At 48.2% G+C, this 25,404-nt stretch carries 26 protein-coding genes; 13 read left to right on the top strand and 13 right to left on the bottom strand.

Translation table 11 applies throughout. The features are described from left to right. Positions 1 to 69 precede the first annotated feature (69 nt). The gene (gene galE, locus AC9UEP_RS02965; RefSeq protein ID WP_509543859.1) at positions 70 to 1,038 is read right to left on the bottom strand and encodes a UDP-glucose 4-epimerase GalE; all 969 of its coding nucleotides are present in this window, start codon (positions 1,036 to 1,038) and stop codon (positions 70 to 72) included. A 101-nt stretch (positions 1,039 to 1,139) separates the two neighbouring features. Here galE and AC9UEP_RS02960 point away from each other — a divergent pair, with 101 nt between their 5' ends. Together AC9UEP_RS02960 and AC9UEP_RS02955 are read left to right on the top strand one after the other, a co-directional pair. After that, complete coding sequence (locus tag AC9UEP_RS02960; protein ID WP_509543858.1) at positions 1,140 to 1,511, top strand: type II toxin-antitoxin system Phd/YefM family antitoxin; 372 nt, start codon at positions 1,140 to 1,142, stop codon at positions 1,509 to 1,511. Continuing rightward, the gene (locus AC9UEP_RS02955; protein WP_509543856.1) at positions 1,508 to 1,885 is read left to right on the top strand and encodes a type II toxin-antitoxin system VapC family toxin; all 378 of its coding nucleotides are present in this window, start codon (positions 1,508 to 1,510) and stop codon (positions 1,883 to 1,885) included. The genes AC9UEP_RS02960 and AC9UEP_RS02955 overlap by 4 nt, the downstream gene beginning before the upstream one ends. 15 nt (positions 1,886 to 1,900) lie before the next feature. Here the strand turns inward: AC9UEP_RS02955 and topA are convergent, their stop codons facing one another. Both topA and AC9UEP_RS02945 read right to left on the bottom strand, forming a co-directional pair. Then, positions 1,901 to 4,660 carry a type I DNA topoisomerase gene (gene topA, locus AC9UEP_RS02950; protein ID WP_509543854.1) on the bottom strand — a complete coding sequence of 920 codons (2,760 nt, stop codon included), beginning with the start codon at positions 4,658 to 4,660 and terminating at the stop codon, positions 1,901 to 1,903. Between the two features lie 24 nt (positions 4,661 to 4,684). Then, positions 4,685 to 6,970, bottom strand: coding sequence for a sodium-translocating pyrophosphatase (locus tag AC9UEP_RS02945; protein ID WP_509543852.1), 2,286 nt, complete (start codon positions 6,968 to 6,970; stop codon positions 4,685 to 4,687). 114 nt (positions 6,971 to 7,084) lie between these two features. Here AC9UEP_RS02945 and AC9UEP_RS02940 point away from each other — a divergent pair, with 114 nt between their 5' ends. Continuing rightward, positions 7,085 to 7,735: a DedA family protein gene (locus AC9UEP_RS02940; RefSeq protein ID WP_509543850.1), complete on the top strand. Its 651-nt coding sequence runs from the start codon at positions 7,085 to 7,087 to the stop codon at positions 7,733 to 7,735. A gap of 1 nt (position 7,736) precedes the next feature. Here the strand turns inward: AC9UEP_RS02940 and pyrE are convergent, their stop codons facing one another. Further along, positions 7,737 to 8,270 (bottom strand): orotate phosphoribosyltransferase, encoded by a 534-nt coding sequence (gene pyrE / locus AC9UEP_RS02935; RefSeq protein WP_509543848.1) that lies wholly within the window; start codon positions 8,268 to 8,270, stop codon positions 7,737 to 7,739. A 44-nt stretch (positions 8,271 to 8,314) separates the two neighbouring features. Between pyrE and AC9UEP_RS02930 the strand changes: the two genes are divergently transcribed. Next, positions 8,315 to 9,613 carry a DUF1800 domain-containing protein gene (locus tag AC9UEP_RS02930; RefSeq protein ID WP_509543847.1) on the top strand — a complete coding sequence of 433 codons (1,299 nt, stop codon included), beginning with the start codon at positions 8,315 to 8,317 and terminating at the stop codon, positions 9,611 to 9,613. Between the two features lie 9 nt (positions 9,614 to 9,622). Continuing rightward, positions 9,623 to 10,858 carry a DUF1501 domain-containing protein gene (locus AC9UEP_RS02925; protein WP_509543845.1) on the top strand — a complete coding sequence of 412 codons (1,236 nt, stop codon included), beginning with the start codon at positions 9,623 to 9,625 and terminating at the stop codon, positions 10,856 to 10,858. Here AC9UEP_RS02925 and AC9UEP_RS02920 read toward each other — a convergent pair. From AC9UEP_RS02920 to dnaA, 8 genes are all read right to left on the bottom strand, one after another. Beyond that, entirely contained in the window at positions 10,855 to 11,265 is a 411-nt protein-coding gene (locus AC9UEP_RS02920; RefSeq protein WP_509543844.1) for a heat shock protein transcriptional repressor HspR, read from the bottom strand. The two genes, AC9UEP_RS02925 and AC9UEP_RS02920, sit on opposite strands and share 4 nt — an antisense overlap. Then, entirely contained in the window at positions 11,262 to 12,185 is a 924-nt protein-coding gene (locus tag AC9UEP_RS02915) for a DnaJ C-terminal domain-containing protein (RefSeq protein WP_509543842.1), read from the bottom strand. Before AC9UEP_RS02915 ends, AC9UEP_RS02920 begins: the two co-directional genes overlap by 4 nt. Positions 12,186 to 12,191: 6 nt before the next feature. Next, positions 12,192 to 12,692 carry a nucleotide exchange factor GrpE gene (gene grpE, locus AC9UEP_RS02910; protein ID WP_509543840.1) on the bottom strand — a complete coding sequence of 167 codons (501 nt, stop codon included), beginning with the start codon at positions 12,690 to 12,692 and terminating at the stop codon, positions 12,192 to 12,194. Further along, positions 12,692 to 14,527: a molecular chaperone DnaK gene (gene dnaK / locus AC9UEP_RS02905; protein WP_509543838.1), complete on the bottom strand. Its 1,836-nt coding sequence runs from the start codon at positions 14,525 to 14,527 to the stop codon at positions 12,692 to 12,694. Before dnaK ends, grpE begins: the two co-directional genes overlap by 1 nt. 161 nt (positions 14,528 to 14,688) lie before the next feature. After that, the gene (locus AC9UEP_RS02900; RefSeq protein ID WP_509543836.1) at positions 14,689 to 15,156 is read right to left on the bottom strand and encodes a DciA family protein; all 468 of its coding nucleotides are present in this window, start codon (positions 15,154 to 15,156) and stop codon (positions 14,689 to 14,691) included. After that, positions 15,153 to 16,238 (bottom strand): DNA replication/repair protein RecF, encoded by a 1,086-nt coding sequence (recF, locus tag AC9UEP_RS02895; RefSeq protein WP_509543834.1) that lies wholly within the window; start codon positions 16,236 to 16,238, stop codon positions 15,153 to 15,155. The genes AC9UEP_RS02900 and recF overlap by 4 nt, the downstream gene beginning before the upstream one ends. 11 nt (positions 16,239 to 16,249) lie before the next feature. After that, positions 16,250 to 17,380: a DNA polymerase III subunit beta gene (dnaN, locus tag AC9UEP_RS02890; RefSeq protein WP_509543832.1), complete on the bottom strand. Its 1,131-nt coding sequence runs from the start codon at positions 17,378 to 17,380 to the stop codon at positions 16,250 to 16,252. A gap of 368 nt (positions 17,381 to 17,748) precedes the next feature. Then, complete coding sequence (gene dnaA, locus AC9UEP_RS02885) at positions 17,749 to 19,152, bottom strand: chromosomal replication initiator protein DnaA (RefSeq protein WP_509543830.1); 1,404 nt, start codon at positions 19,150 to 19,152, stop codon at positions 17,749 to 17,751. Between the two features lie 279 nt (positions 19,153 to 19,431). On the opposite strand from dnaA, the gene rpmH reads away from it, so the two are divergent. From rpmH to AC9UEP_RS02845, 8 genes are read left to right on the top strand one after another with little or no spacing between them, the layout of a single operon-like run. After that, complete coding sequence (gene rpmH, locus AC9UEP_RS02880) at positions 19,432 to 19,569, top strand: 50S ribosomal protein L34 (protein WP_095675443.1); 138 nt, start codon at positions 19,432 to 19,434, stop codon at positions 19,567 to 19,569. Between the two features lie 26 nt (positions 19,570 to 19,595). Continuing rightward, positions 19,596 to 19,952 carry a ribonuclease P protein component gene (rnpA, locus tag AC9UEP_RS02875; protein WP_509543828.1) on the top strand — a complete coding sequence of 119 codons (357 nt, stop codon included), beginning with the start codon at positions 19,596 to 19,598 and terminating at the stop codon, positions 19,950 to 19,952. Then, the gene (gene yidD / locus AC9UEP_RS02870; RefSeq protein WP_509543826.1) at positions 19,952 to 20,212 is read left to right on the top strand and encodes a membrane protein insertion efficiency factor YidD; all 261 of its coding nucleotides are present in this window, start codon (positions 19,952 to 19,954) and stop codon (positions 20,210 to 20,212) included. The genes rnpA and yidD overlap by 1 nt, the downstream gene beginning before the upstream one ends. Further along, positions 20,212 to 21,144 (top strand): membrane protein insertase YidC, encoded by a 933-nt coding sequence (gene yidC / locus AC9UEP_RS02865; protein WP_509543824.1) that lies wholly within the window; start codon positions 20,212 to 20,214, stop codon positions 21,142 to 21,144. The genes yidD and yidC overlap by 1 nt, the downstream gene beginning before the upstream one ends. 52 nt (positions 21,145 to 21,196) lie before the next feature. Then, on the top strand, positions 21,197 to 21,739 hold the full coding sequence (locus AC9UEP_RS02860; protein ID WP_509543822.1) for a Jag family protein: 543 nt from the start codon (positions 21,197 to 21,199) through the stop codon (positions 21,737 to 21,739). Positions 21,740 to 21,751: 12 nt separating this feature from the next. After that, positions 21,752 to 22,333 carry a 16S rRNA (guanine(527)-N(7))-methyltransferase RsmG gene (rsmG, locus tag AC9UEP_RS02855; protein ID WP_509543820.1) on the top strand — a complete coding sequence of 194 codons (582 nt, stop codon included), beginning with the start codon at positions 21,752 to 21,754 and terminating at the stop codon, positions 22,331 to 22,333. A 39-nt stretch (positions 22,334 to 22,372) separates the two neighbouring features. After that, complete coding sequence (locus AC9UEP_RS02850; RefSeq protein ID WP_509543818.1) at positions 22,373 to 23,281, top strand: ParA family protein; 909 nt, start codon at positions 22,373 to 22,375, stop codon at positions 23,279 to 23,281. Next, complete coding sequence (locus tag AC9UEP_RS02845; RefSeq protein WP_509543816.1) at positions 23,281 to 24,150, top strand: ParB/RepB/Spo0J family partition protein; 870 nt, start codon at positions 23,281 to 23,283, stop codon at positions 24,148 to 24,150. The genes AC9UEP_RS02850 and AC9UEP_RS02845 overlap by 1 nt, the downstream gene beginning before the upstream one ends. On the opposite strand, the gene AC9UEP_RS02840 is transcribed toward AC9UEP_RS02845, so the two are convergent. Beyond that, a complete protein-coding gene (locus AC9UEP_RS02840) occupies positions 24,143 to 25,402 on the bottom strand; it encodes an aminotransferase-like domain-containing protein (protein WP_509543814.1) in 1,260 nt (419 codons plus the stop codon). The two genes, AC9UEP_RS02845 and AC9UEP_RS02840, sit on opposite strands and share 8 nt — an antisense overlap. Positions 25,403 to 25,404: the final 2 nt, after the last annotated feature.

The following is a 25,404-nucleotide window of genomic DNA, read 5'->3' as shown; positions in this document are numbered from 1 at the left end:
CAGCAGGTGTGGGCAGGCTAGCTGGCATGAGGGAAGTCTATCGGGAGCGTCAGATAATGACTTTAGAGCCTAGAACAGACTGCGGATGCTCTCTTCCAGTGAGTACTTAGAGCTAAAGCCCATCGCACTCTTTGCAAGGGCCACATCGGCACATAAGAACGCTGGATCTCCGGCTCGGCGTGGGCTTTGAATAATTTGAGTCTCAGTCTTATTCGTTGCTTGCAGAACTAAATCAATTATCTCGCGCACAGATGCCCCGCGCCCCGTGCCGATGTTCATCGCAGGTGGTAGGGGGGTTGTGGCATCGGCTGCCGCTAAATGTGCGCGGGCAATATCTCGCACATCAACATAGTCGCGCACACAGGTGCCATCGGTGGTGGGGTAGTCGGTGCCGAAGATCTCGGGTGCTTGGCCTTTATTTAATTTGCCTAAAACAATAGGAACTAAGTTCTCGACTGAGTTATCGAGTAGCTCTTGTGCTGCGGTGCCCACCACGTTAAAGAAACGCAGTGATGTTCCATGGTTACCGGGTGTATTAATAAAGGCAGTAACTGTTGATTCGGCTTGATACTTTGATTCTCCATAAGGAGAGATCGGTGCCTTGGGGCCATCTTCTTTGCATGACTGCCTGGTCTCTGGACTGCCATAGACAGCGGCGCTAGATGAGAAGATAAATTTCTTCACCCCATGGCGCTTTGCTATTTCGATTAATTCATTAGTTGCTTCTAGGTTTACTTGGAAATACTCATCTGGTTTTTCCATTGATTCACCGACAGCTTTTAGGGCTGCGGTGTGAATGATGCCATCGATCTTATATTCGCGGATTAAGCTTTCAATCTCGTTGTAATCACGGATATCGCACTTGATAAAGGGAATCTCCAGGCCATGTTTTGCCCGCAGGAAGGTGATGCGGGATTCCAGGCCTTGATAGAGCGAATCAATGATGACCACAGATTTATCGCTGCAGATGAACTCATCTGCGATATGGGCGCCAATATAGCCAGCGCCACCTGTGAGCAGCCATCTCTCGGGGGTCATTACGGAAGTGTATCGGCGCAGCTAAAAACACCTACTAATAGGCGTAAGTGGCTGGGGCTGAGGATAATGTAGCACTTTCACTTTTTGTGCTACAATTAGCCATGGCCACATCAGCGAAAAAAAGTGCAACCCGTGCAGTGAAGAAGGCACCTTCAAAAGCTAAAAAATCTTCTCTCTTTGAAGATATGCTCACAAAGAAATTGTCTGTCGGTGTCCGAGAACTCCGTCAAGAAGCCTCAAAAGTACTTGCTCTTGTAAAGAGCGGTGAAATTGTCATCGTTACCGAATGGGGAAAACCAGTTGCAGAAATTCGCGCTATTAGACCGACATCACTTCAAGATCTCATTGATGCCGGGCTCATAACTCCAGCAAAGGCTAAATTTGATCCAAAGGTTTTCGAGCCACTACCAAACCCCGATGGAAGAAGTCTCTTAGCAGAGTTTCTCAAAGAGCGTGAAGAAGCACGCTATTGAGTTGGTATGTTGATAGCTCGGTGATTCTTGCCTCGGTTTTCGAAGAACCAAACAGTATTGAGTTATCTAGTGTGTTAAAGGACCATCCTGTTACCTCTCGGCTCTCCAGTGTTGAGGTGCTTCGGGCTGTTACTAAGTTCAACGATTTGCTATTACCTCGTGCTCAGCATTTATTAACTCAATTCTCCTTTGTTGATATCAGCAATACAATTCTTAACCGCGCTAAAAGTTATTCCAGTGAGATTACCGTGGAAGCTGCAGATGCAATTCATCTAGCAACAGCTGAAACTATTTCACTTTTAATTGACGGAGTGATCACTCTGGATAAGCAAATGGCGACAAATGCGCAGAAATTAAAGTTGACTCTTTATTAATCCACCTCGGATTAGTTAACTTTTAGCTTTACCGCTTGCCTTCTTAGCTGCCTTCTTCTTTGTTGCAGCTTTCTTCACCGTGTTCTTGGTTAGCGTTGGCGCGGTTGCACCTGGCTTTGCCTTAGCTGCTTTCTTCCGTGACTTCTTCGGAGATGGACCATTTTCTGCCTCCCACGCACGGCGTCCTGCCAGTAGTTCTAGGCCACGCTCTAATGTCATTGCTTCCAGGGTGTCGCCACGACGCAGCGTTGCATTGGTCTCGCCATCGGTGATATACATACCAAAGCGACCATCTTTAATGATGACTTGTTTTTCACTGCCCGGATCAACACCGAGTTCTTTTAGTGGCGGCTTTGCCACACCGCGTCGTCGCTCTTTTGGTTTTGAGTAAATCTCAATTGCTTCATCTAAGTTGATGGAAAAGAGTTGATCCTCAGATGTCAGTGTGCGCGAATCGGCGCCAGCCTTGAGATATGGGCCATAGCGACCGTTCTGCACCGTGATTTCATCGCCAGCGCTATTAGTCCCCAGCACGCGAGGTAGTGAAAGTAGTTGCAGCGCATCATCGAGTGTGATGGTGTCGAGATTCATTGTTGAGAGAAGCGAGGCCGTCTTTGGCTTTGGTGCATCTTTCTTTTTGCGCTTCTTCTTCGGTTCACCTTTGTCATTGAGTTCTACCGGTGCTGGCGGAAAGATTTCAGTGATGTATGGACCAAAGCGACCTGATTTTGCAACCACTTCAAAGTTTGTCTTGGGGTCCACACCTAACTCACGTTCACCAGATGGAGCAGCAAGTAACTCAATTGCTTTTGCAAGGGTGAGTTCATCCGGTGCTAAACCTTCTGGAATATTGGCAAGCTTGCGATCTTGATCAGGTAGGTTCTCTTGCAGGTAGGGACCGAAGCGGCCCACCCGAATTTCAATAGTGTCAGATAAGTTCATGGTGTTTGTCGCTCGGGCGTCAATCACACCGAGATCAAGTGATAACTCATTAAGGCCTGGCTCACCGTTAACGCCGTAGTAGAAATCTCGGAGCCAATCCACCCGCCCCGCCTCCCCGGCTGCAATCTTGTCGAGATCTTCTTCCATTGATGCGGTGAAGTCATAGTCCACCAGCTTCGTAAAGTGAGTCTCTAGTAGGCCTGTGACTGAAAATGCTAAGAAGGTTGGCACAAGTGCGCGCCCGCGCTTTGAGACATAGCCACGATCTTGAATCGTTTGAATAATGGAGGCAAATGTTGATGGGCGGCCAATACCGAGCTCTTCCAACTTCTTTACAAGAGTTGGCTCGGTATAACGCGCAGGTGGCTTTGTATCGTGGCCTTCACAAGAGTATTCCTCAACTTTGACTGATTGCCCCACTGTCATTGCAGGCAGGCGGCGATCTTCTGACTCTTCATCCTTATTTTCATCACTGGCAATATCGTCATAGGCAGCCAAGAATCCAGCAAAGGTAATAACAGAACCGTTGGCGCGGAAGATGGTTGCTTTCTTATCAGCTGTCGTTGCATCAAAATCAACCCGCATCTGCATCTTCTTAGCGTCAGCCATTTGCGATGCCACAGTGCGCTTCCAGATCAAGTCATAGAGTGCGAACTCATCACGTGATAGTTCTGGTGCTAACTCACCTGGTGTCTTAAAGACATCTCCGGCTGGTCTAATTGCTTCGTGGGCTTCCTGGGCATTCTTTGTCTTCCCTTGATACACACGGACACTTTCATAAACATGGTCTTTGCCATATAAAGATGCGGCCGAAGCGCGGGCGGCTTTGATTGCTTGCTCAGATAAATTGATGGAATCGGTACGCATATAGGTGATGTAGCCGTTTTCATAGAGGCGCTGAGCAATACGCATCGTAATTTGTGCGCCCCACCCAAGTCGTGAACCAGCATCTTGTTGCATAGTCGATGTTGTAAAGGGTGGTTTGGGTCGTTCAGTACGCGGACTCTCTTCCATCGATTTCACAGTCAGTGGTGTGCCTTTAAGACTTTCAGTCAAAGTAGTTGCCTGTTTATCATCGAATAACAAAATATCTTTTAGGGACTTTTCTTTTACCGCGCCATCGGCGCCAAAGTCACTGGTAGCAGCTACTTTCTTGCCATCAACTGAAAGTAGCCGTGCGGTAAAGCCAAGATCTGTTTTGGCATTTAAGTCCCACCAAGAGGATGAGATAAAGGCCATCCGTTCGCGTTCCTTCTCCACAATCAACTTTGTGGCAACAGATTGCACGCGACCAGCCGAAATTCGTGGCATAACTTTCTTCCATAGCACTGGTGAAAGCCGGTAGCCAAAAAGCCTGTCTAGCACGCGACGTGTTTCTTGGGCGTCAATCAGGTTGTAATCAAGATCGCGGGTATTTTCTACGGCAGCCTTAATCGCCTCTTCGGTAATTTCATTAAAGACCATCCGCTTAATGGGAATCTTTGGTTGCAAAACTTCTACTAAGTGCCAAGCAATAGCTTCACCTTCGCGGTCTTCATCCGTTGCCAGCAGGATTTCATCGGCCTGCTTCATCAACTCTTTAAGTTCGGCAACCTTCGCCTTCTTATCGGGGTTGATGACATATAAAGGTGCGAAATCATTTTCAATATCCACGCCCTCTTTCGACCAGGCTAACTTCTTGACCTCTTTAGGAATATCAGCTGCTCGCTGCGGCAGGTCGCGGATATGACCGACGCTAGCCTCGACGATGTAACCATCGCCCAGGTAGCCGCCAATCTTGCGCGCTTTGGCCGGTGATTCAACGATCACCAGCTTCTTAAAGACTTTAGCCATGCGTGTAGGGGAAGTTACTCGCTCTTAGTATTCGATAGTTGTTGACTGGCGACGATTACGAATCAGCGCTCCAATAATGATCGCTGTTGCAACGAGTGCAATAATTAGCGACATCGATGATTGCGCCGGAAGTGCGAAGCTGACAATCGCTGGAGTAATAAGCAGACCAACCAGGTTCATCACCTTAAGCAGTGGGTTAATTGCAGGCCCTGCGGTGTCCTTAAATGGATCTCCCACAGTGTCTCCGACAACAGTTGCCGCGTGTGCCTCTGTTCCCTTCCCACCGTAATGTCCATCTTCAACCATCTTCTTTGCGTTATCCCACGCACCACCTGAGTTAGATAGGAAGACTGCCATTAGCGTTCCAGTGCCAATTGCACCAGCTAGGTAGGCACCGAGTGCGCCCACGCCAAGTCCGAATCCCACTGCGATTGGCGCCATGACTGCAAGCAGTCCTGGTGTTACCAATTCGCGTAGTGAATCGCGAGTACAGATATCAACAACACGACCATATTCCGGCTTTTCAGTACCGTTCATGATTCCTGGGTGCATCTTGAATTGATTACGAACTTCAACAACTACGGCACTTGCCGCGCGTGAGACCGCGTTAACTGCTAGTCCGGAGAAGAGGAAGACAACTGCAGCTCCAATAATCAAACCAACCAGGTTTCGAGGCGATGCAATATCAAGGATGCCTTGGTATTCAAGTGCCACATCGGCACCCTCACCCACTGCCTTGATGACAGCTTCCTTAATGGCATCGGTAAATGCACCAAAAAGCGCCGTTGCAGCTAATACTGCGGTAGCAATTGCGATTCCCTTTGTAATTGCCTTGGTGGTATTTCCAACGGCATCGAGTGAGGTAAGAATCTGTGCACCCTCTCCCTTAACATCACCTGACATTTCAGCAATGCCTTGTGCGTTATCTGAGATAGGTCCGAAGGTATCCATTGCAACAATGACACCCACTGTTGTGAGAAGCCCGGTACCAGCTAGTGCGATAGCAAAGAGGGAGAGAACAACAGATCCGCCACCGAGTAAGAAGGCGCCGAAGACTGCTGATGCAATCAGAATTGCGGAATAGACAGCTGATTCAAAACCAACTGAGATACCAGCCAGAATTACTGTCGCCGCACCTGTTTGAGAGGAGGCTGCCACATCATTTACTGGGCGCTTGCCGGTTTCGGTAAAGAAGCCGGTAAGGATTTGAATTGCGGCAGCTAAAACGATTCCGATAATGACTGCGCCAAATGCCAGCACGCGTGGATTGATATTGCCTGCTTCTTCTAGCACGGTAGGTGAGAAATTGGTAAGCAAGTTGAACTTACCTGGCAAGTACGTAAATGTTGCAAGTCCAGTAAGGCCGGCCGAGATAATCGCTGATGTAAAAAATGAGCGGTTAATAGCTGTCATTGCTGACTTATCTGTTGAGCGCAAGCGAGTTGCGAAGATTCCGATTACGGCTGTGACGATACCGATTGCTGGCACGATAAGCGGATAGATCAGACCTTCGTTACCGAAAGCTGCCTTACCTAAGATCAAGGCTGCAACAAGTGTTACCGCATATGACTCAAATAGATCTGCTGCCATTCCAGCGCAGTCACCGACGTTATCGCCCACGTTATCTGCAATTGTTGCCGCATTTCGTGGGTCATCTTCTGGAATACCTTTTTCAACTTTACCGACGAGGTCTGCTCCCACATCAGCGGCCTTAGTAAAGATTCCGCCGCCCACGCGCATAAACATCGCGAGCATCGCCGCACCAAAACCAAATCCTTCCAGAACAACAGGTGCATTCTCACGGAATAAAATAACAACGAGTGCGGCGCCAGCTAGGCCCAGACCTACCGTTGTCATACCAACAACGCCACCTGTGCGAAATGCGATCCGCACCGCTTTGGTGCCATCTTTCTGACGAGCAGCTTCAGCAACGCGCACATTTGCGCGAACTGCCAGCCACATACCGTTATAACCGACCAGGGCTGAGAAGCCAGCACCGACGAGGAAGAAGATGGAGCGACCAACACGAATAGCAGTTGTGTCGGCGGGCAGTGCAAAGAGTAGGAAGAAAACAATTCCTACAAAATAAGAAAGGGTGCGGAACTGGCGGGCAAGATATGCCGCCGCTCCTTCTTGAACAGCTTCGGCAATCTCGCGCATCTTCTCGGTGCCATCGTTGGCGGCAAGTACTTGCTGGCGCAACGCGTAGGCGATGCCGAGGGCGGCAAGTGCTACCGCCAAGATGATGTAAGTGATATTTAGGTTAGTCCCTGTTACTTGGACGTTACTTAGAGCAGCAGAAGCTCTCATGGGTTCTCCTCCGTTGGAGAGTCAGGGCGCCCCATTCGAGGGCAAGGCGCGCAGATTGCCCGAGTGTACATATACATATCTATTGGAAGGAAAATTCCCGCGTACGCTGTAGCCATGAACCTAGCCGCCAACCTCTTTGATGCTCATTCCATAGTCGGAGACCTTGGATTACTCGGAATTCTGGCGATCATCTTCGCTGAAACCGGGTTGCTTATTGGACTCGCCTTCCCAGGCGACTCACTTCTCTTTATTGCCGGTGTGGCTGCCTCTGGCTCAGGTGCCGCGATCTTAGGCGGTGCTTCCCTTAATCCACTAGCTCTCTTTATCGCATCGCCTATTGCCGCCATTGTGGGCTCACAGGTTGGCTACTTATTTGGTGCACGCTTTGGGCGAAGGCTATTTAACCGCCCCGATGGAAGGTTCTTTAACCAATCACGGGTTGCTGCAACTGAAAAGTGGTTAACAAAATATGGAACCGGGCGCGCCCTGGTTCTGGCTCGCTTTATTCCTTTTGTGAGAACACTAATCAATCCACTCGCTGGAATTATTGGTATTCCGGTGAAGAAGTTTTTCTTCTGGAATGTGCTGGGCGCGCTGATCTGGACTCAACTCATTATCGGTTTAGGTTTTATCCTGGGTGAGAAGCTAGAAGGCTCAGTTGATAAGTATTTGCTGCCAGTAGTTGCGGTAATTATTCTAGTGAGCGTTATTCCAGTTGCGATTGAATTCTTCCGCGAGTGGCATACTCGCAGACACCATTCTTAAATTACAGGCCTAAATCTTGTAGCGAGTAGGCGGCGTAGTACTTGTAGCCGGCATCTAAAATCTTCTGCTTGGCCCCGCGTTCCACAATGACAGCAACTCCCACAACAATTGCGCCAGCTTCAACTAGTGCTTCAACTGCAGTTAGAACTGAGCCACCTGTTGTTGAAGTATCTTCAACGGCGAGAACTCTCTTTCCCTTTACATCAGGTCCTTCGATGCGACGTTGCAGGCCGTGGGCTTTCTCAGCCTTGCGAACTACAAAAGAATCAATGTTTTTGCCGTTACGCGCTGCCACATGCATCATCGCTGTTGCAACCGGGTCCGCGCCCAATGTGAGCCCACCAACTGCCTCATAATCTAAATCTTTCGTCAGCTCTAACATCACTTCACCCACAAGTGGGGCTGCCACATGATCGAGTGTGACCCGACGCAGATCGACGTAGTAATCAGCCTCGATACCAGAGGAGAGAATCACTTTGCCGTGGACTACAGCTTTGTTGCGGATTTGTTCTCGGAGAATATCCTTAGAATTCATGTTTGAACCTTACCTCTTCGACTCTTCATTGTTAACGTGTTCTCATGAACCTAGACCGATTAGAGACTTCTCGGCTGGTCCATCGGTTTGGTTTCGGTCCACGTGTTGGTGAGTTTGCAAGTTACTTAAAGCAGGGTGTCCCAGCAACACGTGACTCGCTCTTAAAAGTTCCCAGTGTGGATTCAGGATTAGCTTCAATTAAGCTTCCAACCTTTTCTGATTTGGGCAAACGTCCTGAACCAAATACTCCTGAAATAATCCCATTTGCTGTGGGGATGAGATCTCAAACTGAGAATCTTATTCTTTGGTGGATGGATCGGATGGCCCTTAGCGATAACGGGCTAACCGAGCGAATGACTTGGTTTTGGCACGGTCATTGGGCGACTTCGATCTCCAAGATAAACCATCCCTTCCCTATGTATAAGCAGAATGAAACTTTTCGAAAGTACGCGCTAGGTAATTTTCGTGAGCTCTCGCGAGTGATGCTCACTGATGGTGCCTTGCAATATTGGTTGGATGGTCAGGAAAGCACCTTTAAGTCGCCTAACGAAAACCTTGGCCGTGAATTAATGGAGTTATTCATTCTGGGGGTAAACCGATACTCCGAAGATGATGTTAAAGCTATCGCGCGCTCATTAACTGGATATCAAGTCGCAAACAGTTCTGGCACCGTTACATTCAACCTTAAGCGGCATGATTCAAATGCGGTGACTTTGTTGGGGACCACAAAGCATTTTAATGGTGAGGAGGTCTCAGATTTTCTTGTAGCAAGAGAGGATTGTGCTCGTTTTATTTCGGAAAGGCTCTGGTATCGCTTTATCTCAAGCACAGAAGCAATGCCAAGTAATTTCGCTGGGATCCAGTCATTCGCTGATCGGGAAATTTCAAGCGTTGTCGCTGCTGTCGCCAAAGACCCCGCAATGCGAGATCCTAAAAATGCAATGGTTAAATCTCCAGTGGATTGGTTTATCTCCGCCGCACGTGCGCTGGAGCTGACTCCATCAAAGTTAACGTCTTCATCTAAATTAAAGAATTACCTAAATAAATTAGGGCAACTTCCGTTATATCCACCAAGTGTTGGCGGGTGGCCGGCTGCGGAGGCTTGGTTATCTTCCGCCTCTGCCCAATATCGGATTGACTTTGCCACCTGGTTGGTAAAACAGAGCCAGCTAAGAGGGTTGACGGAAATTCCGGTTGAGCGTCGAGTTCTTTCGAGCGCTGATTGGTTAGGTGTTGCGCAATGGAGTCCGAGAACTCAAGCAGCGCTACGTAATTCGCTAAGTGATCCGGTGGAATTTGCCGTCTTGGCGTTGTGTAGCCCTGAGTATGTAGTGAATGCATAGGGAGATGACATGGACACAATAACTCGTAGAAAATTCCTGAGGTTAACCGCGGGCAGCGTGGCAGCCGGTGCTAGTGCTTCACTATTGAGTGTTGATAAAATTGCCCAGGCAGCGATAAATCGACCACTCGCCGCAGGCACACCAATTCTTGTGATGGTCACTCTTTATGGTGGAAATGATGGGTTGAATACCGTTATTCCTTATACAGATCCAATCTATTTTTCATCTCGTCCCGAGATTTCATATAGCCCAGAAACTATGTTGCCGCTAGATGCCGAATTAGCGTTGAACCCTGCGATGGCCAATCTCAAACTTTTATGGGACCAGAAAAAGGTCGCCATTATTCGTGGTGTGGGCTACCCGAACCCTGATCGCTCTCACTTTTCATCCATGGCAAAGTGGCAGAGCGCCTCACCTGCTAATCAAATCAGTACCGGGTGGCTTGGCAGGTGGATTGATAGTCAGGCAGAAGATTCAATGCTTGCTATCTCACTAGGTTCGGTATTGCCCCCATTATTTGTCGGGGCTAAAAGATCTGGTTCGGTATTACCTCTCGGTGGACTACTCATACCTAAAGGTTCAATTGGTCAAAATTGTTTGAAACTTGCAAGTAAGTCCAGAACGGATTCCGCACTTATGGCTGCCGCGGCCTCCTCAATGCGCAATCTATTTTCAGTCTCCTCAACAGTTACCCCTATTTTGAAAGCGCCTGCGCCTGCTGTTGTTGATTTGCCTACCGTCAATGGTGGTAATGCAGGTGGTGATAGCGATCTGGCACAGCAGTTAGATGTAGTCTCTAAATTGATTTCGGCCGGAGCTCCCACAAGAGTGTGGTCAGTTTCGCTAGGCGGGTTCGACACACACGCTAACGAAGCCAATGCGCAAGCAGAACTATTGGGTGTTGTTTCTAATTCAATTTCGCGCTTCTTTGCCCAATTGAAGTCCACCACTCGAGCCAGTGATGTAACGGTAGTGATTTACAGTGAGTTTGGCCGCCGCGTCGTTGGAAACGGGTCCCAAGGAACAGACCATGGAACATCTGGGCCGATGTTTGTCATTGGCGACCGAGTCACAGGTGGATTTTATGGAGACCAACCCTCCTTAAAAAATCTCATCAAAGGTGATTTGGCTGTTACCACCGACTTCCGAGATGTGTATGCAACACTGCTTGAAGGTCTTTTGAAATCCCCAGTGGAACCAGTCCTAGGCAAGTGGACTGGGCGTACTAAATTCTTAAACGCTTAACTCTCATCTTTGTAAATAATGACATTGCTCTTCTTCCGTATTGCCAACTGTTTATTCAACGAGTCAGCGAGCGGTGGGTTCTCAACAAGTAGTGCATTTACTTCAATTCTTAACTTTGCGACCTCCATCGCCATGTTTGCGACAGCACTCTCTAATTCGATGATCCGCTTAATGCCCGCGTGGTTGATTCCTTCACCAACAAGACGGCCCACCATGCGAAGGGATGCAATATCGCGAAGTGAGTAACGGCGATTGCGCCCCACCGTGCGATCTGGTGATACCAGGCCTAAGCGGTCATATTGCCGAAGTGTTTGTGGGTGTAACCCAGAAAGTTCTGCCGCTACTGATATTACATAGAGTCCGGCATCATCATCTGGATGATCTTCTTGTGGCAAATCTTTTGTCATAGCTTTGCCTTAGATATAAATTCGGCGCGCACATCATCGTGTGCAGTTGCTGCCGCAAATGCTTTGATTGCCTCTTGCGCCTTACCTTCACTCTTGCGTGGAACTTGTACCTCCACAGTGACAAGTAAGTCGCCGGTAATTGCGCCTTTTTTAATACCTCGCCCCTTCACGCGCAAGACCCGACCTGTGGGTGTTCCAGCGGCTAACCGCACCGTGACATCATCCCCGGCAAGCGTGGGAACCTTAATGTCAGCCCCCAACGCCGCTTCCGCAAAAGTGACCGGAAGTGTGAGAACTAGGTTCTCTCCTTTGCGAGAAAAGATTGCATGCGGCTTTACCTGCAGTTGAATAAAGAGATCTCCGGGCCCCGCTTCACCTGGTGCGCCTTTGCCTTTAACGCGAATCTTGGCGCCATCATTTACTCCAGCAGGTACGCGCGCAGAAATGTTCTGTGGCCCGTTGCCATCGGTGTTAAGTTTGAGATCAAGGGTTGTGCCAAATACTGACTCTTTAAATGTAATTGCTGATTCTGTTTGTAGATCAGAGCCTTTGCGTGGTCCGCGTCGGCCGCCACCGCCAAAGAGATTGGCAAAGATATCTTGTGGATTACCGCCGCCAAAGATGTCATTGAAATCTCCGCCTTGGAAGTTTTGACCACCCATTGGCGCTCTAAATCCACCGCGTTCAAACATGGAGCGTGCTTCGTCATACTCTGCGCGTTTTTTTGAATCAGAAAGAATGTCATATGCCTCGGAAACCGCTTTGAACTTCTCTTCCAGGGCAGCGTTTCCTTGATTTTTATCCGGGTGTAAATCTTTAGCTTTTAAACGGTAAGCACTTTTTATTTCAGACTGACTCGCCGTAGGCGAAACACCAAGGACTTGATAGAAATCCTTCTCATAAAGATCCTTGGCGGCCATGGTTGATTAGTTCTCTGGGTCGCTCACTGCAACGCGTGCCGGGCGCAAGATGCGTTCTTTGAACTTATAGCCTGGTTGCAAAATCTTTGATGCAGTAGGGACGCTAACTTCAGATGATGTGTCATGCATTAGCGCTTCATGGATTTGTGGGTCAAAGGCTTCACCTTCACTGCCGTATTTCTCCAACCCAATGCGATTGGTAATAGCAGTTAACTGATCTGCCACAGCCTTGAAGCCCCCGGTGAGTTCGTTGTGCTCACTTGCGCGATCAACATCGTCTAAAATTGCAAGAAGTTCGGTAAGAACAGAACCAATTGCTAGTTCATGAGCCAGGGTGCGATCACGCTCTACCCGCTTTCGGTAGTTGGCATACTCTGCTTGCAGCCGCTGTAAATCAGCTGTGAGAGCTGCAACCGGGTCCAATTCGGCAACCGGCGCAGCCTCCGCTACAACTTCTGCTACAACAGGAGTTGTTTCTTCAACAACTTCCTCTGTCGTTTCTGACATTAGTTAGCTTCTTCGGCATCGATTACTTCGGCGTCCTCAACATGATCTTCTGACCCTGTTGATTCACCTGCGGCCTGTGCTGAGGCATTTGCATACATCAGCGCACCCAGTGCTTGTGAGGCGGCTGAAACTTTTTCGGTATTTGATTTAATTGATTCAAAGTTAGCCCCACCTAGATCTGTTTTAAGAAGAGCGAGTACTTCATCTAGTTCAGCCTTTTTTGTCACAGCTTCACCTTCGGTGAATTTATCTGCGTTCTCAGTTAAGAACTTCTCGGTCTGATAGACAAGTGAGTCACCGGTGTTACGAATTTCTGCTTCTTCACGGCGCTGCTTATCTTCATTAGCGTGTGCTTCAGCATCAGCCATCATCTGTGCGATCTCATCCTTAGAAAGAGCAGAACCACCTGTGATGGTCATACCTTGCTCTTTGCCGGTTGCCAGATCTTTTGCAGATACATGAACGATTCCGTTGGCATCGATATCAAATGTAACTTCCACTTGTGGAACCCCACGAGGTGCTGGTGCGATCCCAGTGAGCTCGAACATGCCTAGCTTCTTATTATAAGCAGCCATTTCACGTTCGCCTTGGTAAGCCTGAATCTGAACAGCAGGCTGATTGTCGTCAGCTGTTGTAAAGATTTCACTGCGTTTGGTAGGAATAGTTGTATTGCGCTCGATGAGTTTTGTCATTACGCCACCCTTGGTTTCAATACCAAGGGAAAGTGGTGTCACATCAAGAAGCAGCACATCTTTTACTTCACCTTTAAGTACTCCGGCTTGAAGGGATGCACCTACTGCGACTACTTCATCGGGGTTTACGCCCTTATTTGGCTCTTTCCCGCCGGTGAGTTCGCGTACCAAATCAACCACAGCTGGCATACGAGTTGATCCACCAACAAGTACCACTGATTGAATGTTTGCAATTGGGATTCCAGCATCTTTTAGAACAGCTTGGAATGGCTTCTTGCAGCGCTCAAGTAGGTCTGCGGTAAGTGTTTGGAACTGTGCGCGGGTGATTGTTTCATCGAGGAACAATGGATTCTTCTCAGAATCAACAGTGATGTATGGCAAGTTGATAGTTGCTGATTGGGAAGATGAAAGTTCAATCTTCGCCTTTTCAGCAGCCTCACGAATACGTTGCATCGCCATCTTATCTTTTGTTAGATCGATGCCATTTGCAGATCCGAAAGTCTTTACTAGGTGATCAACAAGTGCTTGATCCCAGTCATCGCCACCAAGGTTGTTATCGCCATTCGTTGCTTTTACTTCAACAACGCCGTCGCCAATTTCCAAAAGGGAGACGTCAAAAGTTCCGCCACCGAGGTCGAATACGAGAATGGTTTGTTCTTGATCTGCCTTATCTAAACCATATGCAAGGGCTGCCGCTGTTGGTTCGTTGATAATACGAAGCACATTAAGACCGGCAATTTCGCCAGCTTCTTTTGTTGCTTGACGTTGCGCGTCGTTGAAGTAGGCGGGCACGGTAATAACAGCATCTGTGACGGTTTCACCGAGGTAGGCCTCTGCATCACGCTTTAACTTTTGTAGTACGCGTGCTGAAATTTCTTGTGAGGTGTACTTCTTACCGTCGATATCAATCGACCAGTTAGTACCTATATGACGCTTAACGGAACGGATTGTGCGTTCAACGTTTGTCACTGATTGACGTTTAGCTACTTCACCGACAAGAACTTCGCCGTTTTTTGCAAAGGCGACGATCGACGGTGTGGTGCGAGCGCCTTCTGCGTTGGTAATGACTTTTGGCTCTCCGCCTTCAAGTACTGATACGCAGCTATTTGTAGTTCCAAGGTCGATTCCGACTGATCTAGCCATGGTCTTGCTCCTTCTTTAATTTCGTCATTTCCGCTCGAGCCAGGGTGGGTCGAGGTCTGTAACCTGAGTCGATTCTACGCAAAGAGTTGAGTCGCGTCGACTCAGGTTTCACAGGATGTAACTGGAAGGGGTGGGGGTTTATTCCCTAGTTAAATCTAGGGTTAGCCATAGGTGTCGCGGGGACCGCGCCCATTTGAGATCGTGCGTAGGCCGCGCTTCCAGCTAGGGGCGGTAGGGCCAATGAAATCCAGCGACTCCACAAGGGCACCGGGCGCACTAGACCTAATGGTCTCAAGAAGAGATGGGCCAACTAAGTTGAGTTGGGTTGCCCAAGCAGTTGATGAGCACTGCACGAGCAGGCGGCCATCTAGAAGTGAGAGTGGGGTTGTGTGCTGGGCGATGTCGGGCCCGACTACTTGGGCCCAGGTGGCAAAGAGGGTTCCTTCAGCTAACCCAGAATTCCAATCACGTTCTTCGATGAGTTCACTTAAGACATTGGAGATTAGTGTGGGATCTCCAGGGGCATTTGAGCGCTGTTCAACAATTTTCTTCTTTTTAGTAAATCCAGTTTTGTAACTTCGGAAGAGATCTACTGCAAAATCTCGTTTGCTTTGGGGGGTTTCACTCACTTGGTAACAACCCCCGGCTTCACATAGAACTTCTCAGATAGTAGTTCGGCTGGCAGGTCTGATTCAACAGCTGCGGTGATAAATGTTTGCTCGGCCATCTGTGTCACTGAGGTAAGTTGTTGGCGCCGAGTGGTGTCGAGCTCGGCAAAGATGTCGTCGAGGATGAGTACTGGTTCTGCGCCTTCTGATTTAAGTAAGTTATAGGCACCAATACGTAGTGAGATGGCCATCGACCAAGATTCGCCATGGCTGGCATAACCTTTAGCCGGAAAATCACCGAGTTGTAAATGTAGGTCATCGCGATGTGGGCCAATCAGTGAAACACCACGATCTTGTTCTTGTCGTGCCACTTCTATCTGCCGTGCGGTAAGCATCTCTACATTGTGGGAAATATCTGAAGATAAGTTATCTGTCGATGATTTATAAGAAATTGAGGCAGGCTTCACCTCATTAAGGTTTTCATAATTTGTTGCCACATATGGGTTTAAATCATCTACTAGCTTGATGCGCTCTGCCGATAACTGCGCGCCATAAGAAATAAGTTGCTCCGTCCAAGGAACAAGTGAGCTCTCTGGCGCCCTGGTTTTTAGCAGTGTATTACGTTGTTTTACAACCCGCTCATAATCAGAGATCACACCTGCTAAGCGCGGTGATTGGGTAATTAGCAATTTATCCAAGAAATCTCGGCGGTGGGATGGGTCTCCGCGCACTAAATCTAAATCTTCGGGGGAGAAATAAATAATTTGTAGCGCACCTAATATCTCACGTTGCGATTTAACTGGGTTGCCATTAATTCGCGCGCGGTTGGTTTTTGTGGCGTTAATTTCCAGGTCAACTTGCAGTGTGCGACCCTGGCTCTGGATTTCGGCCCGGATGATTGCTTGATCTGCGCCCAACGAAATAAGTGGTTGATTGTTGGCAACCCGGTGGGATGAAAGGTAGGCGAGATAAATCAAACTCTCGGCGATATTTGTTTTACCGCTGCCGTTATTGCCGACAAAAGTAATAGGTCCTGCTGGAAATTCAAGTTCAAGGTGTTGGTATGAACGAAAATTTATCAGCGCTAGCTTAGTGACGCGCATAGTTTTTTATTTTATGAGGCGTAGCGCATTGGCATTAAGAGATAGCGGTAATTATCAATAAATGCACCATTTGGTTCGGTGCGCCCAGTGAGAATCGCTGGTTTGTTTGATCCAGTAAATGAGATCTGCACAAAGGGTGTGCCAACAGCTTGCAGCCCGTCAGCTAGGAATACTGGGTTAAAAGCGATTGAAATAGGTTCACCGTTTAACAAGACATCAATTGTCTCTGTTGCTTGTGCTTCTTCACCCGCGCCAGCTTCAAGTGATACTCCACCATCCTTAAATTCAAGGCGTAGTGGGACTGTTTTATCTGTCACTAGCGCAACCCGGCGCACGGAGTCAAGAAATGGCGCTACTTCAACAACGGCAGTTGTTGTCATCTCGGTCGGTAGTAGGTGACGATATGGAGGAAATGTTCCATCTAACATTCTTGATGTCATTGTTTTACCATCGCCAGAAAATCCAGCAAGGCGATCATTAGATGTTGCTGGTGCAAAAGATAGTGATACGTTCTTTGTTCCAATAAGTGATTTAGCGGCATCAGCTAAAGTGCGAGCGCGCATTAACGCTGTTGTTGAAACACCAGGTGTAGCCGGGCTCCAATTAAATTCGCGTACTGCTAAACGGTAGCGATCTGTTGCAGCAAGTGTAATGGTGTCTTCATTTATTTCAACATGGACGCCAGTTAGTGTTGGTAGTGAATCATCACGGCCGGCAGCTATTGCAACTTGTGCTACCGCTGTTGCGAAAGTATCACTTGCCACACTACCGGTTGTCTCTGGAAGTTCCGGAAGGTTTGGATATTCAGAGAGTAAAAGTGTAGGGAGGGTGAATTTAACCGCACCTGATGTAACAAGCACCCGGGTGCCATCAAGTGCGATGGTGATTGGTTTATTTGGAAGTGATCTACAAATTTCTGCTAGTAGTTTTCCTGGAACAAGTACTGCGCCTTTGTCGGCGATGTCAGCTGCAAAGTGTGCTTTGCTCGATGTTTCTAAATCAGAGCCGGAGAGAAAGACTTCATCACCGGTTGCATCAATTTTTATTCCGAGGAGTTCAGTTTTAATCGGGCGGGTGGAGAGTGAGCGAGAAACCCAGTTCACTCCATCAGTTAAAGAATTTTGATCCACTGTAAATTTCACGCCGTAGCCCTCGCACTCATCAGATTGGTTGTATGTAGTGAACTAACTCTAATTTGGGGACGGTCCGCTTGGAAACGGGATTTATATATATATAAAGGTAGTAGTAGTAACCGCAGAGTGAAACTGTGGGTAAGAGGTAAAACCCCAGTTCAGAGCCTAGATTTAACCCCGCAAAGGTGTGGAAAAACCCTGCAAAGCTGTGGGTGAATAGGTGAATAAACGTTAGATCCACATCAACACCCCTGCGCCTTCTCTAGTAGTACCTGCTTTACACACATATTTACGATACATATCCACAGTTATCCACACCTTATCCACACCTTGGGGGTAAAGAGGGTGAAAACGGACAATTAGCGCCTAACCCCTACCTACTTCGTCTGCTGCTTAATTCTCGTCGTTAACTCATTTACCTGGTTATAGATCGAGCGGCGCTCAGCCATCAACTCGCGGATCTTTCGGTCGGCATGCATCACAGTTGTGTGATCGCGCCCTCCAAAAGTTTGCCCGATTTTGGGTAGTGATAACTCGGTTAGCTCACGGCATAAATACATCGCGATCTGGCGTGCGTTAACTAATGCACGCGAGCGAGAAGTGCCACAGAGATCATCGAGGGTGAGACTGAAGTAGGCCGCAGTCTGAGCCATGATCGTTGGAGCTGTTATCTCAGTTGCAATATTGGTGGGGATTAAATCCTTTAACACAATTTCAGCAAGACCCATATCAACCACTTGGCGGTTAAGGGATGCGAAGGCGGTAACGCGAATCAAAGCACCTTCAAGCTCACGGATATTGGTAGAGATTTTACTGGCGATAAATTCAAGAACATCATCGGGAGCGTTTAATTTATCTTGCGCTGCCTTTTTACGTAAGATCGCAATACGTGTTTCAAGTTCAGGCGGTTGGATGTCGGTGATCAAACCCCACTCAAATCGTGAGCGCAACCGATCTTCCAAGGTTGTTAACTGCTTAGGAGGGCGGTCTGATGAGATAACGATCTGTTTGTTGGCGTTATATAAAGTGTTAAAGGTATGGAAGAACTCTTCCTGAGTACGCTCTTTATTTTCCAAGAATTGAATATCATCAACCAGCAAAATATCTAGATCGCGGTAGCGACGCTGGAAAGCAGTAGCTTTATCATCACGGATAGAGTTAATAAAGTCATTGGTGAATTCTTCAGAAGATACGTATCGAACGCGAACGTTGCCGTATAGCTCCTTGGCATAAGCACCTATTGCGTGCAATAAGTGAGTCTTTCCAAGGCCAGATTCCCCATAGATAAAGAGCGGGTTATAAGCCTTAGCTGGCGCCTCTGCCACGGCAACGGCGGCAGCATGGGCAAAACGGTTAGATGATCCGATAACAAATGTTTCAAAAATATAGCGCGCATTTAATTGTGATAGTTCATCCGATCTACGAAGATCAGAGTCATCCCGGCCCATACCTGATCGAGCTGGGACTACCTCAACGGCAACAGTGGGGGCAGGAAGGTCTGCCAATTCAAGTGTTTCATCGACCATCACTGCAATATTTGCTTTCTCACCAAGTTCGGTGGTTAGCACTTCATTGATAACATTTCGAAGACGAGACTCGAGTACATCTTTTGCAAAAGCATTCGGGGCGGCAACCAGCAAACTGGTCGCCCCACCCTCTTTTTGTAGAAGACCTAAAGGTTTGGTCATAGCCAAGAATGCTCGGTGTTGAGGTTCACCCACCGAAACATGCTCGACCACGCGGCCCCATAACTGGGAGAGTTCGAGATCTATAACTGCCATCTACCAACCCCCAGGTTATCCACAATGTTATCCACAGGCTGTGGTCTAAAGGTGAGGTTTAGCCTCAAATTAGACCGACTTCGACGGAAACCTGTGGAGAACCCGCAAAGTAGACCCCATTGGGGGAAATAGCAAGTGGTTATCCACAATTATTGGAGGTTCCAAGGGATGTATCGCTGGTTTGACCGGCGGCTATCCACACCCGTAACCTTGCCTTCTTGCCTCCCCCGTATTTATGACCAGCTAGGGCTAAAGCGCCCACAACATTTTGGAGTTCTCATGACAAAGCGCACCTTTCAGCCTAATACGCGCCGCCGCGCTAAGAAGCATGGCTTTCGCGCCCGTATGGCTACCCGTGCCGGACGCGCAGTTCTCTCTGCTCGCCGTGCCAAGGGCCGTATAAAGCTCTCAGCTTAAGGCTTAAGAGCGCTACGGATCTTCTCGTGCTTCCAGCCGACGCACGCTTAACTTCAAGCTCTGATTTCGCCCGAGCAACTAAGAGCGGAATCCGTGTTACCACAGAACACTTTGTTGGATATCTTTATATTTCACCTGTCACAAATAGCGCTTCAGCTAAGTGCGGACTTGTTATTAACAAAACTGTCGGCGGATCCGTCAAGCGCCATCGCCTTGCGCGCAAAGTTCGTCACGCGGTCTCACCTCACATCTTAGGACTCCCACTCGGATCACTTTTTGTAATTCGCGCACTTAAACAAAGTGATGATAAAAATGTAGCGTCAGAGATTTCTACCCTTATCCAAAAACTTATTGAGCGCTCTAAAAAAATTGAGGCGCGCTAATGAAGTTACTCCTTACAGCACTCACCCGTTCCTACCAATTATTTTCTAGCGCGTTCGCGCCTCGATGCAAGTACTACCCATCATGTTCGAACTACGCCCTCACAGCAATTACTCGCCATGGGCTAAAAGGAATTGCAATGGCCTCATACCGAATCCTTCGCTGCCACCCGTGGTCACTCGGCGGCGTTGATTATGTAGATGAAGACCTTGATAGCGCAGATGCAAAAAAAGCCCAAAAAACACTAGTAGGAGTTAATTAATGGACTCGATTCTTAACCCGCTCTACAGCATCGTCTCTGGTGTCATGGTGGCAATCCACCAATTGGTTGCCCCTATTTTCGGTAAAGATTCAGGTGTCACCTGGACCCTGTCAATCATGGGCCTGGTAGTGCTCATCCGAATTATTTTGATCCCACTTTTTGTAAAGCAGATTAAAAGCCAGCGCGCAATGACAGCGCTACAACCACACATGAAAGAGATTCAAAAGAAGTTTAAAGACGACCGACAGAAGCAATCGGAAGAGATGATGAAGCTCTATAAAGAACATAAAACAAACCCACTAGCATCATGTTTTCCGATTATTGCCCAAGCACCAATTTTCTTCGCTCTCTTTACCGTGCTTAACGGAATCGCAGCAAAGACCGATGAAGGTGTTTCTGCCCCCATCGGACGTGGATTTCTTAAAGGAGAATTCCTAGATAGCGCGGCGCAAGCAACGTTCTTTGGAGCGAAGATCTCACAAAGCTTCCTTGGGTCTCCCGATCTTAACGTTCGCATCGTCACTGTAATTTTAATTATCTTTATGTCAGCCACAACATTTACTACTCAGCGCCAACTCATGGTTAAAGGCATGCCAAAGATGGATGCAAGTAACAACATGATGTTGCAGCAGCAAAAAATCATGTTGTATGCATTCCCAGTTATTTTTGCGGTCTCAGGAGTTAACTTCCCAGTGGGTGTATTGATTTACTGGTCAACTACAAATCTTTGGACATGGGGACAGCAGTACTACGTCATTAAAAGAAACCCAACGCCGGGATCTCCGGCATATGAAGCGTTGGAGAAAAAGCGTGCCGAAAAAAATAAGTTAGAGAATAAATCGCAAGGCAGTGAAATTGACCAGAACCAGGAGCAAGCTCCAGAAGTTCTGGGACAACGACAACAACCAAAGAAGAAAAAGAAGAAGAAGTAATAAATCAGACTAATAGTATTAATAACGCTTAACCCGGACAAAGGATGAGAAGATGTCAGAGAACACAGAAACAACATTAGAAACCTTAGAAACAACCGAAGAAGTGGTTGGCTCAAAAGAGGAGCGCGCCCCCAAATCTCCTGCCAAACTTGAAGAAGAGGGCGATATCGCAGCCGACTACCTAGAAGCCCTACTTGATATTGCAGATCTCGATGGCGATATAGATATCGATGTGGAAAATGGCCGTGCCGCACTTGCAATCGTGGGTGGCAAACTCAAGCACCTGGTTGGCGCCGAAGGTGAAGTCCTTGATTCAATCCAAGAACTCACCCGCCTAGCTGTGCAGACAGCAACCGGGGATCGCAGCCGCCTCATGCTCGATATCGATGGATTTAGAGCAGGGCGCCGCAAAGAGCTCACCGCTCTGGCGCAAGAGATGGCCGAACAAGCAAAGACCACCGGCAGCTCCATCAAGCTTGATCCAATGAACGCCTTTGAGCGCAAAATCATCCACGACACAATCCAGACCTTAGGCCTGACCTCAGAGTCAGATGGTGAAGACCCAAACCGCTTCGTCGTTATCTACCCAGCGTAGATCTAGTTTCACGTGGAACAATCAGTAGAGGGGCTAGTCGGCCGCTACTTCCCAGAACGCCAGGAAGAGATCCGTGCCTTTGCGCAATTTCTGGCCTCTGCCGGAATTGAGCGAGGCCTTATCGGCCCCCGCGAAGGCGAGCGCATCTGGGAACGCCATATCTTTAACTGCCTACCGGTAACCCAGCTTCTACCTCAAAACGCCTCCCTTTTTGATATTGGCTCCGGGGCGGGCCTGCCCGGCATAGTGATAGCCCTAGCTCGGCCTGATCTAAAAGTAACCCTAATCGAACCCCTTGAGCGCAGAGTTGAATTCTTAAAGGAGGCGACCGAGGGAGTTGATATTGAAGTGATCCGCGGGCGCGCCCAGGATGTGAAGAAGAGCGCCGAATACGTTACCGCCCGGGCTGTGGCCCCGTTAGAAAAACTCAAAAAAATTAGCTGGCATATGGTCAAGACCGGGGGAGCCCTACTTGCGATGAAGGGTGAATCTGCCGCCGCCGAGATGGTTGGGGTAAAGAACGCGGTGCTACATGAGATTGAACTCGAAGGTATCGGCCTCGGGCGCATCATTGAGCTGCGCAAACCGAGCTAGGCGAGGGAGTTGGCGCAATAGGAGTGGTTAAATTGCCCCATGCCCGGTGATGATTCACGTGAAACACTACCTAAAGTCATCGGGGTCCGCCGGCTAAAAGAGGCGATGGCCAAACCCGCCTCCACTCGAATTTTCACCGTGGCAAATCAAAAGGGCGGGGTGGGCAAAACCACCACTACCGTCAATATCGCAGCCGCCCTTTCCATGGGGGGTTTGCGAGTACTTGTTATTGATCTAGACCCACAAGGAAATGCCTCAACCGCCCTCGGGGTAGAACACCGCGAAGCTGCTGGTGTCTATGAAGTATTAATGGGCAGTGCGCAAATTTCAGAGGTAATTAAAAAAGTGGCAGGCTTTCCCGCACTTGATTGTCTGCCTTCAAATACATCACTTGCCAATGCCGAAATTAATTTAGTTTCTATGGTTGCCCGTGAATTACAACTAAAGGCTGCCATTGATGAAATTAGCGCAAATTATGATTACATTTTTATTGATTGCCCACCATCACTAGGTCTACTTACTATCAATGCCTTTGCTGGATCTAAAGAGTTATTAATCCCGATTCAAACCGAGTACTACGCACTAGAAGGTTTATCACAACTTCTTGAGACCTACGCTGTTGTGAAGAAAAGATTGAATCCAACACTTAGTCTTTCCACCATTGTTTTAACTATGTTCGATGGGCGCACACGTTTATCAAATGATGTTGCTGCAAATGTGCGATCTCATTTTCCTAATGAACTTATTGATATTCCGATACCTCGCGCAGTGCGCGTATCAGAAGCACCTTCATATAACCAGACAGTGATGACCTATGACCCGCTATCACCAGGTGCTATCGCCTATCTGCAAGTAGCCCGCGAAATTGCAGAGCGCGGTAAAGCAAAGGAGGAAGTCGTCTTTGATGCAAATGTGGTCAGCATTAATTACAAGGGTGGGATTGCATAATGGCGATTAGACGCGGTGGGCTCGGCACAAACCTTGATTCACTTATTCCCACATCACTTACTGTTGCTGGCACTGAAGTTGCGCAGCAAAACGAAGTACCTATCAACCAAATTTCACCTAACCCACGTCAGCCTCGCACCGTCTTTGATGAAACCGCACTCAATGAATTAATTGCATCGATTAAATCAATCGGCATCTTGCAACCACCCGTAGTTCGTAAAGTTGGCGAAAACAAATACGAACTTGTTATGGGCGAGCGCCGTTTGCGGGCAGCAAAAGCGGCAGGACTCATTTCTATTCCGGTCATTATTAGACAGACACCGGATAACGAATTACTTCGCGATGCCCTGATTGAAAATATTCACCGCAGTAACCTCAATCCGTTGGAAGAAGGCGCGGCATATGCGCAATTGCTCAGCGACTTTGGCTGCACCCACGATGAACTAGCACTCAAACTTGGCCGATCACGGCCGCTAATTTCAAACACAATCCGATTATTAAACCTACCTGATTCGGTGCAACGCAAAGTGGCATCCGGTGTTATCTCTGCTGGGCATGCGCGAGCGCTCCTTGGACTCACAGATGCAACAGAGATTGAAAAGTTAGCATCAAGAATTGTGGCAGAGGGGCTAAGTGTTCGTTCTACGGAAGAAATTATTGCGACAATGAAACCAACAAATAAAAGCAGTAAGAAATCTGGTGTTAAGGGAGTATCGGGTGCCGGCTTAGCTGCTGCCGAACTCTTAAGTGACTACCTCGATACTCGCGTGAGTGTGGAAAGTGGGAAAGGTAAAGGAAAGATTGTTATTGAATTTGCCGGCAATGAAGATCTACAACGCATCGTTGATCTCATCGAAGGTTCTAAGTAAGGGCAGTTCCTCTGCGACTCATCTCTTGCTTAATCACACCACCGAGTGCTTTCACGCCCTCGCGGATGCGCTCTGGTGTGGGGTGGCAATAAGAAAGACGCATCGACCATGAACCAAGGCCATCTGCATAGAAGGCACTGCCGGGCACGTAAGCAACCTTGGCCACGATTGCCTTTGGCATCAAGGCTTTAGTATCAATTTCGGCCGGCAAGTTAACCCACACATAGAAACCACCGCCAGGCTTTGTCCATTTAGCCTCTGCTGGGAAATGTTGTTCTAGTGATTCCAGCATCGCATCGCGCCTGACTTTATAGAGCTCACAGAAACTAGCGATCTGATCGCGCCATGGCTGATCAGCTAGGTAGCTAGAGATAGTTAACTGGGTGAAGTTTGAAGGACATAAAATTGAAGATTCAGATGAAATCACCAACTTATCTTTCAGTGACTGTGGGACAAGTGCCCAACCCACACGAAGTCCAGGCGCAATAGTCTTAGAAAAAGAGCCCAAATAAATTACGTTTTCAGAATCTTCGGCGCGCATTGCATTCGGTGATGGCTTATCAAAACCAAGTAACCCATAAGGGTTATCTTCCACAACAAAGATTTCCTCTTCGCGGCAGATACTCAAAATCTCGGTGCGGCGATCAGCTGGCAGACAGACACCAGTCGGATTTTGGAAATTTGGAATCAGATACAAGAACTTAATCTTTCGCCCAGTAGCGCGCACACTCTTAATTGCGGCGCGCAATGAATCAGGGACCAGGCCATCGTTATCCATTTCAACGTGCACAACTGAAGCTTGATATTGGCGGAAAGTACCGAGTGCGCCGACATAGGAAGGAGCTTCAACTAGCACGACATCACCTGGGTCGATAAAGATTCTAGAGATAAGATCAAGTGCCTGTTGGGAACCGGTGGTGATAACGACATCATCAGGGTTTGCGCGAATTCCTTCAAGTGCCATCACATCACAAATCTGTTCCCGAAGTTTTGGATGTCCCTGACCGCTTCCATATTGCAGCGCTTCCGAACCGTTGGTGAGAATAAGTTCCTTGATTACCTCAGCCATCATCTCCATCGGAAGCGCAGAGAGATTCGGCATTCCGCCAGCGAGTGAAACAATTTCTGGGCGGGATGCAACAGCAAAGAGTGAGCGAATTTCGGAAGGCAACATCTCGGCAGCGCGCGCGGCAAATCTCTTCTCGAGATTCTGGGGCTCACCTGTTTGATGGCGGATGGAGATGTCAGACATAG

Origin of the sequence: Candidatus Planktophila sp., assembly GCF_040402315.1 — a bacterium.
Classification (GTDB): Bacteria; Actinomycetota; Actinomycetes; order Nanopelagicales; family Nanopelagicaceae; genus Planktophila.
The sequence above is the reverse complement of the archived record's forward strand: the minus strand, read 5'-3'. Positions and strand labels throughout refer to the sequence as shown.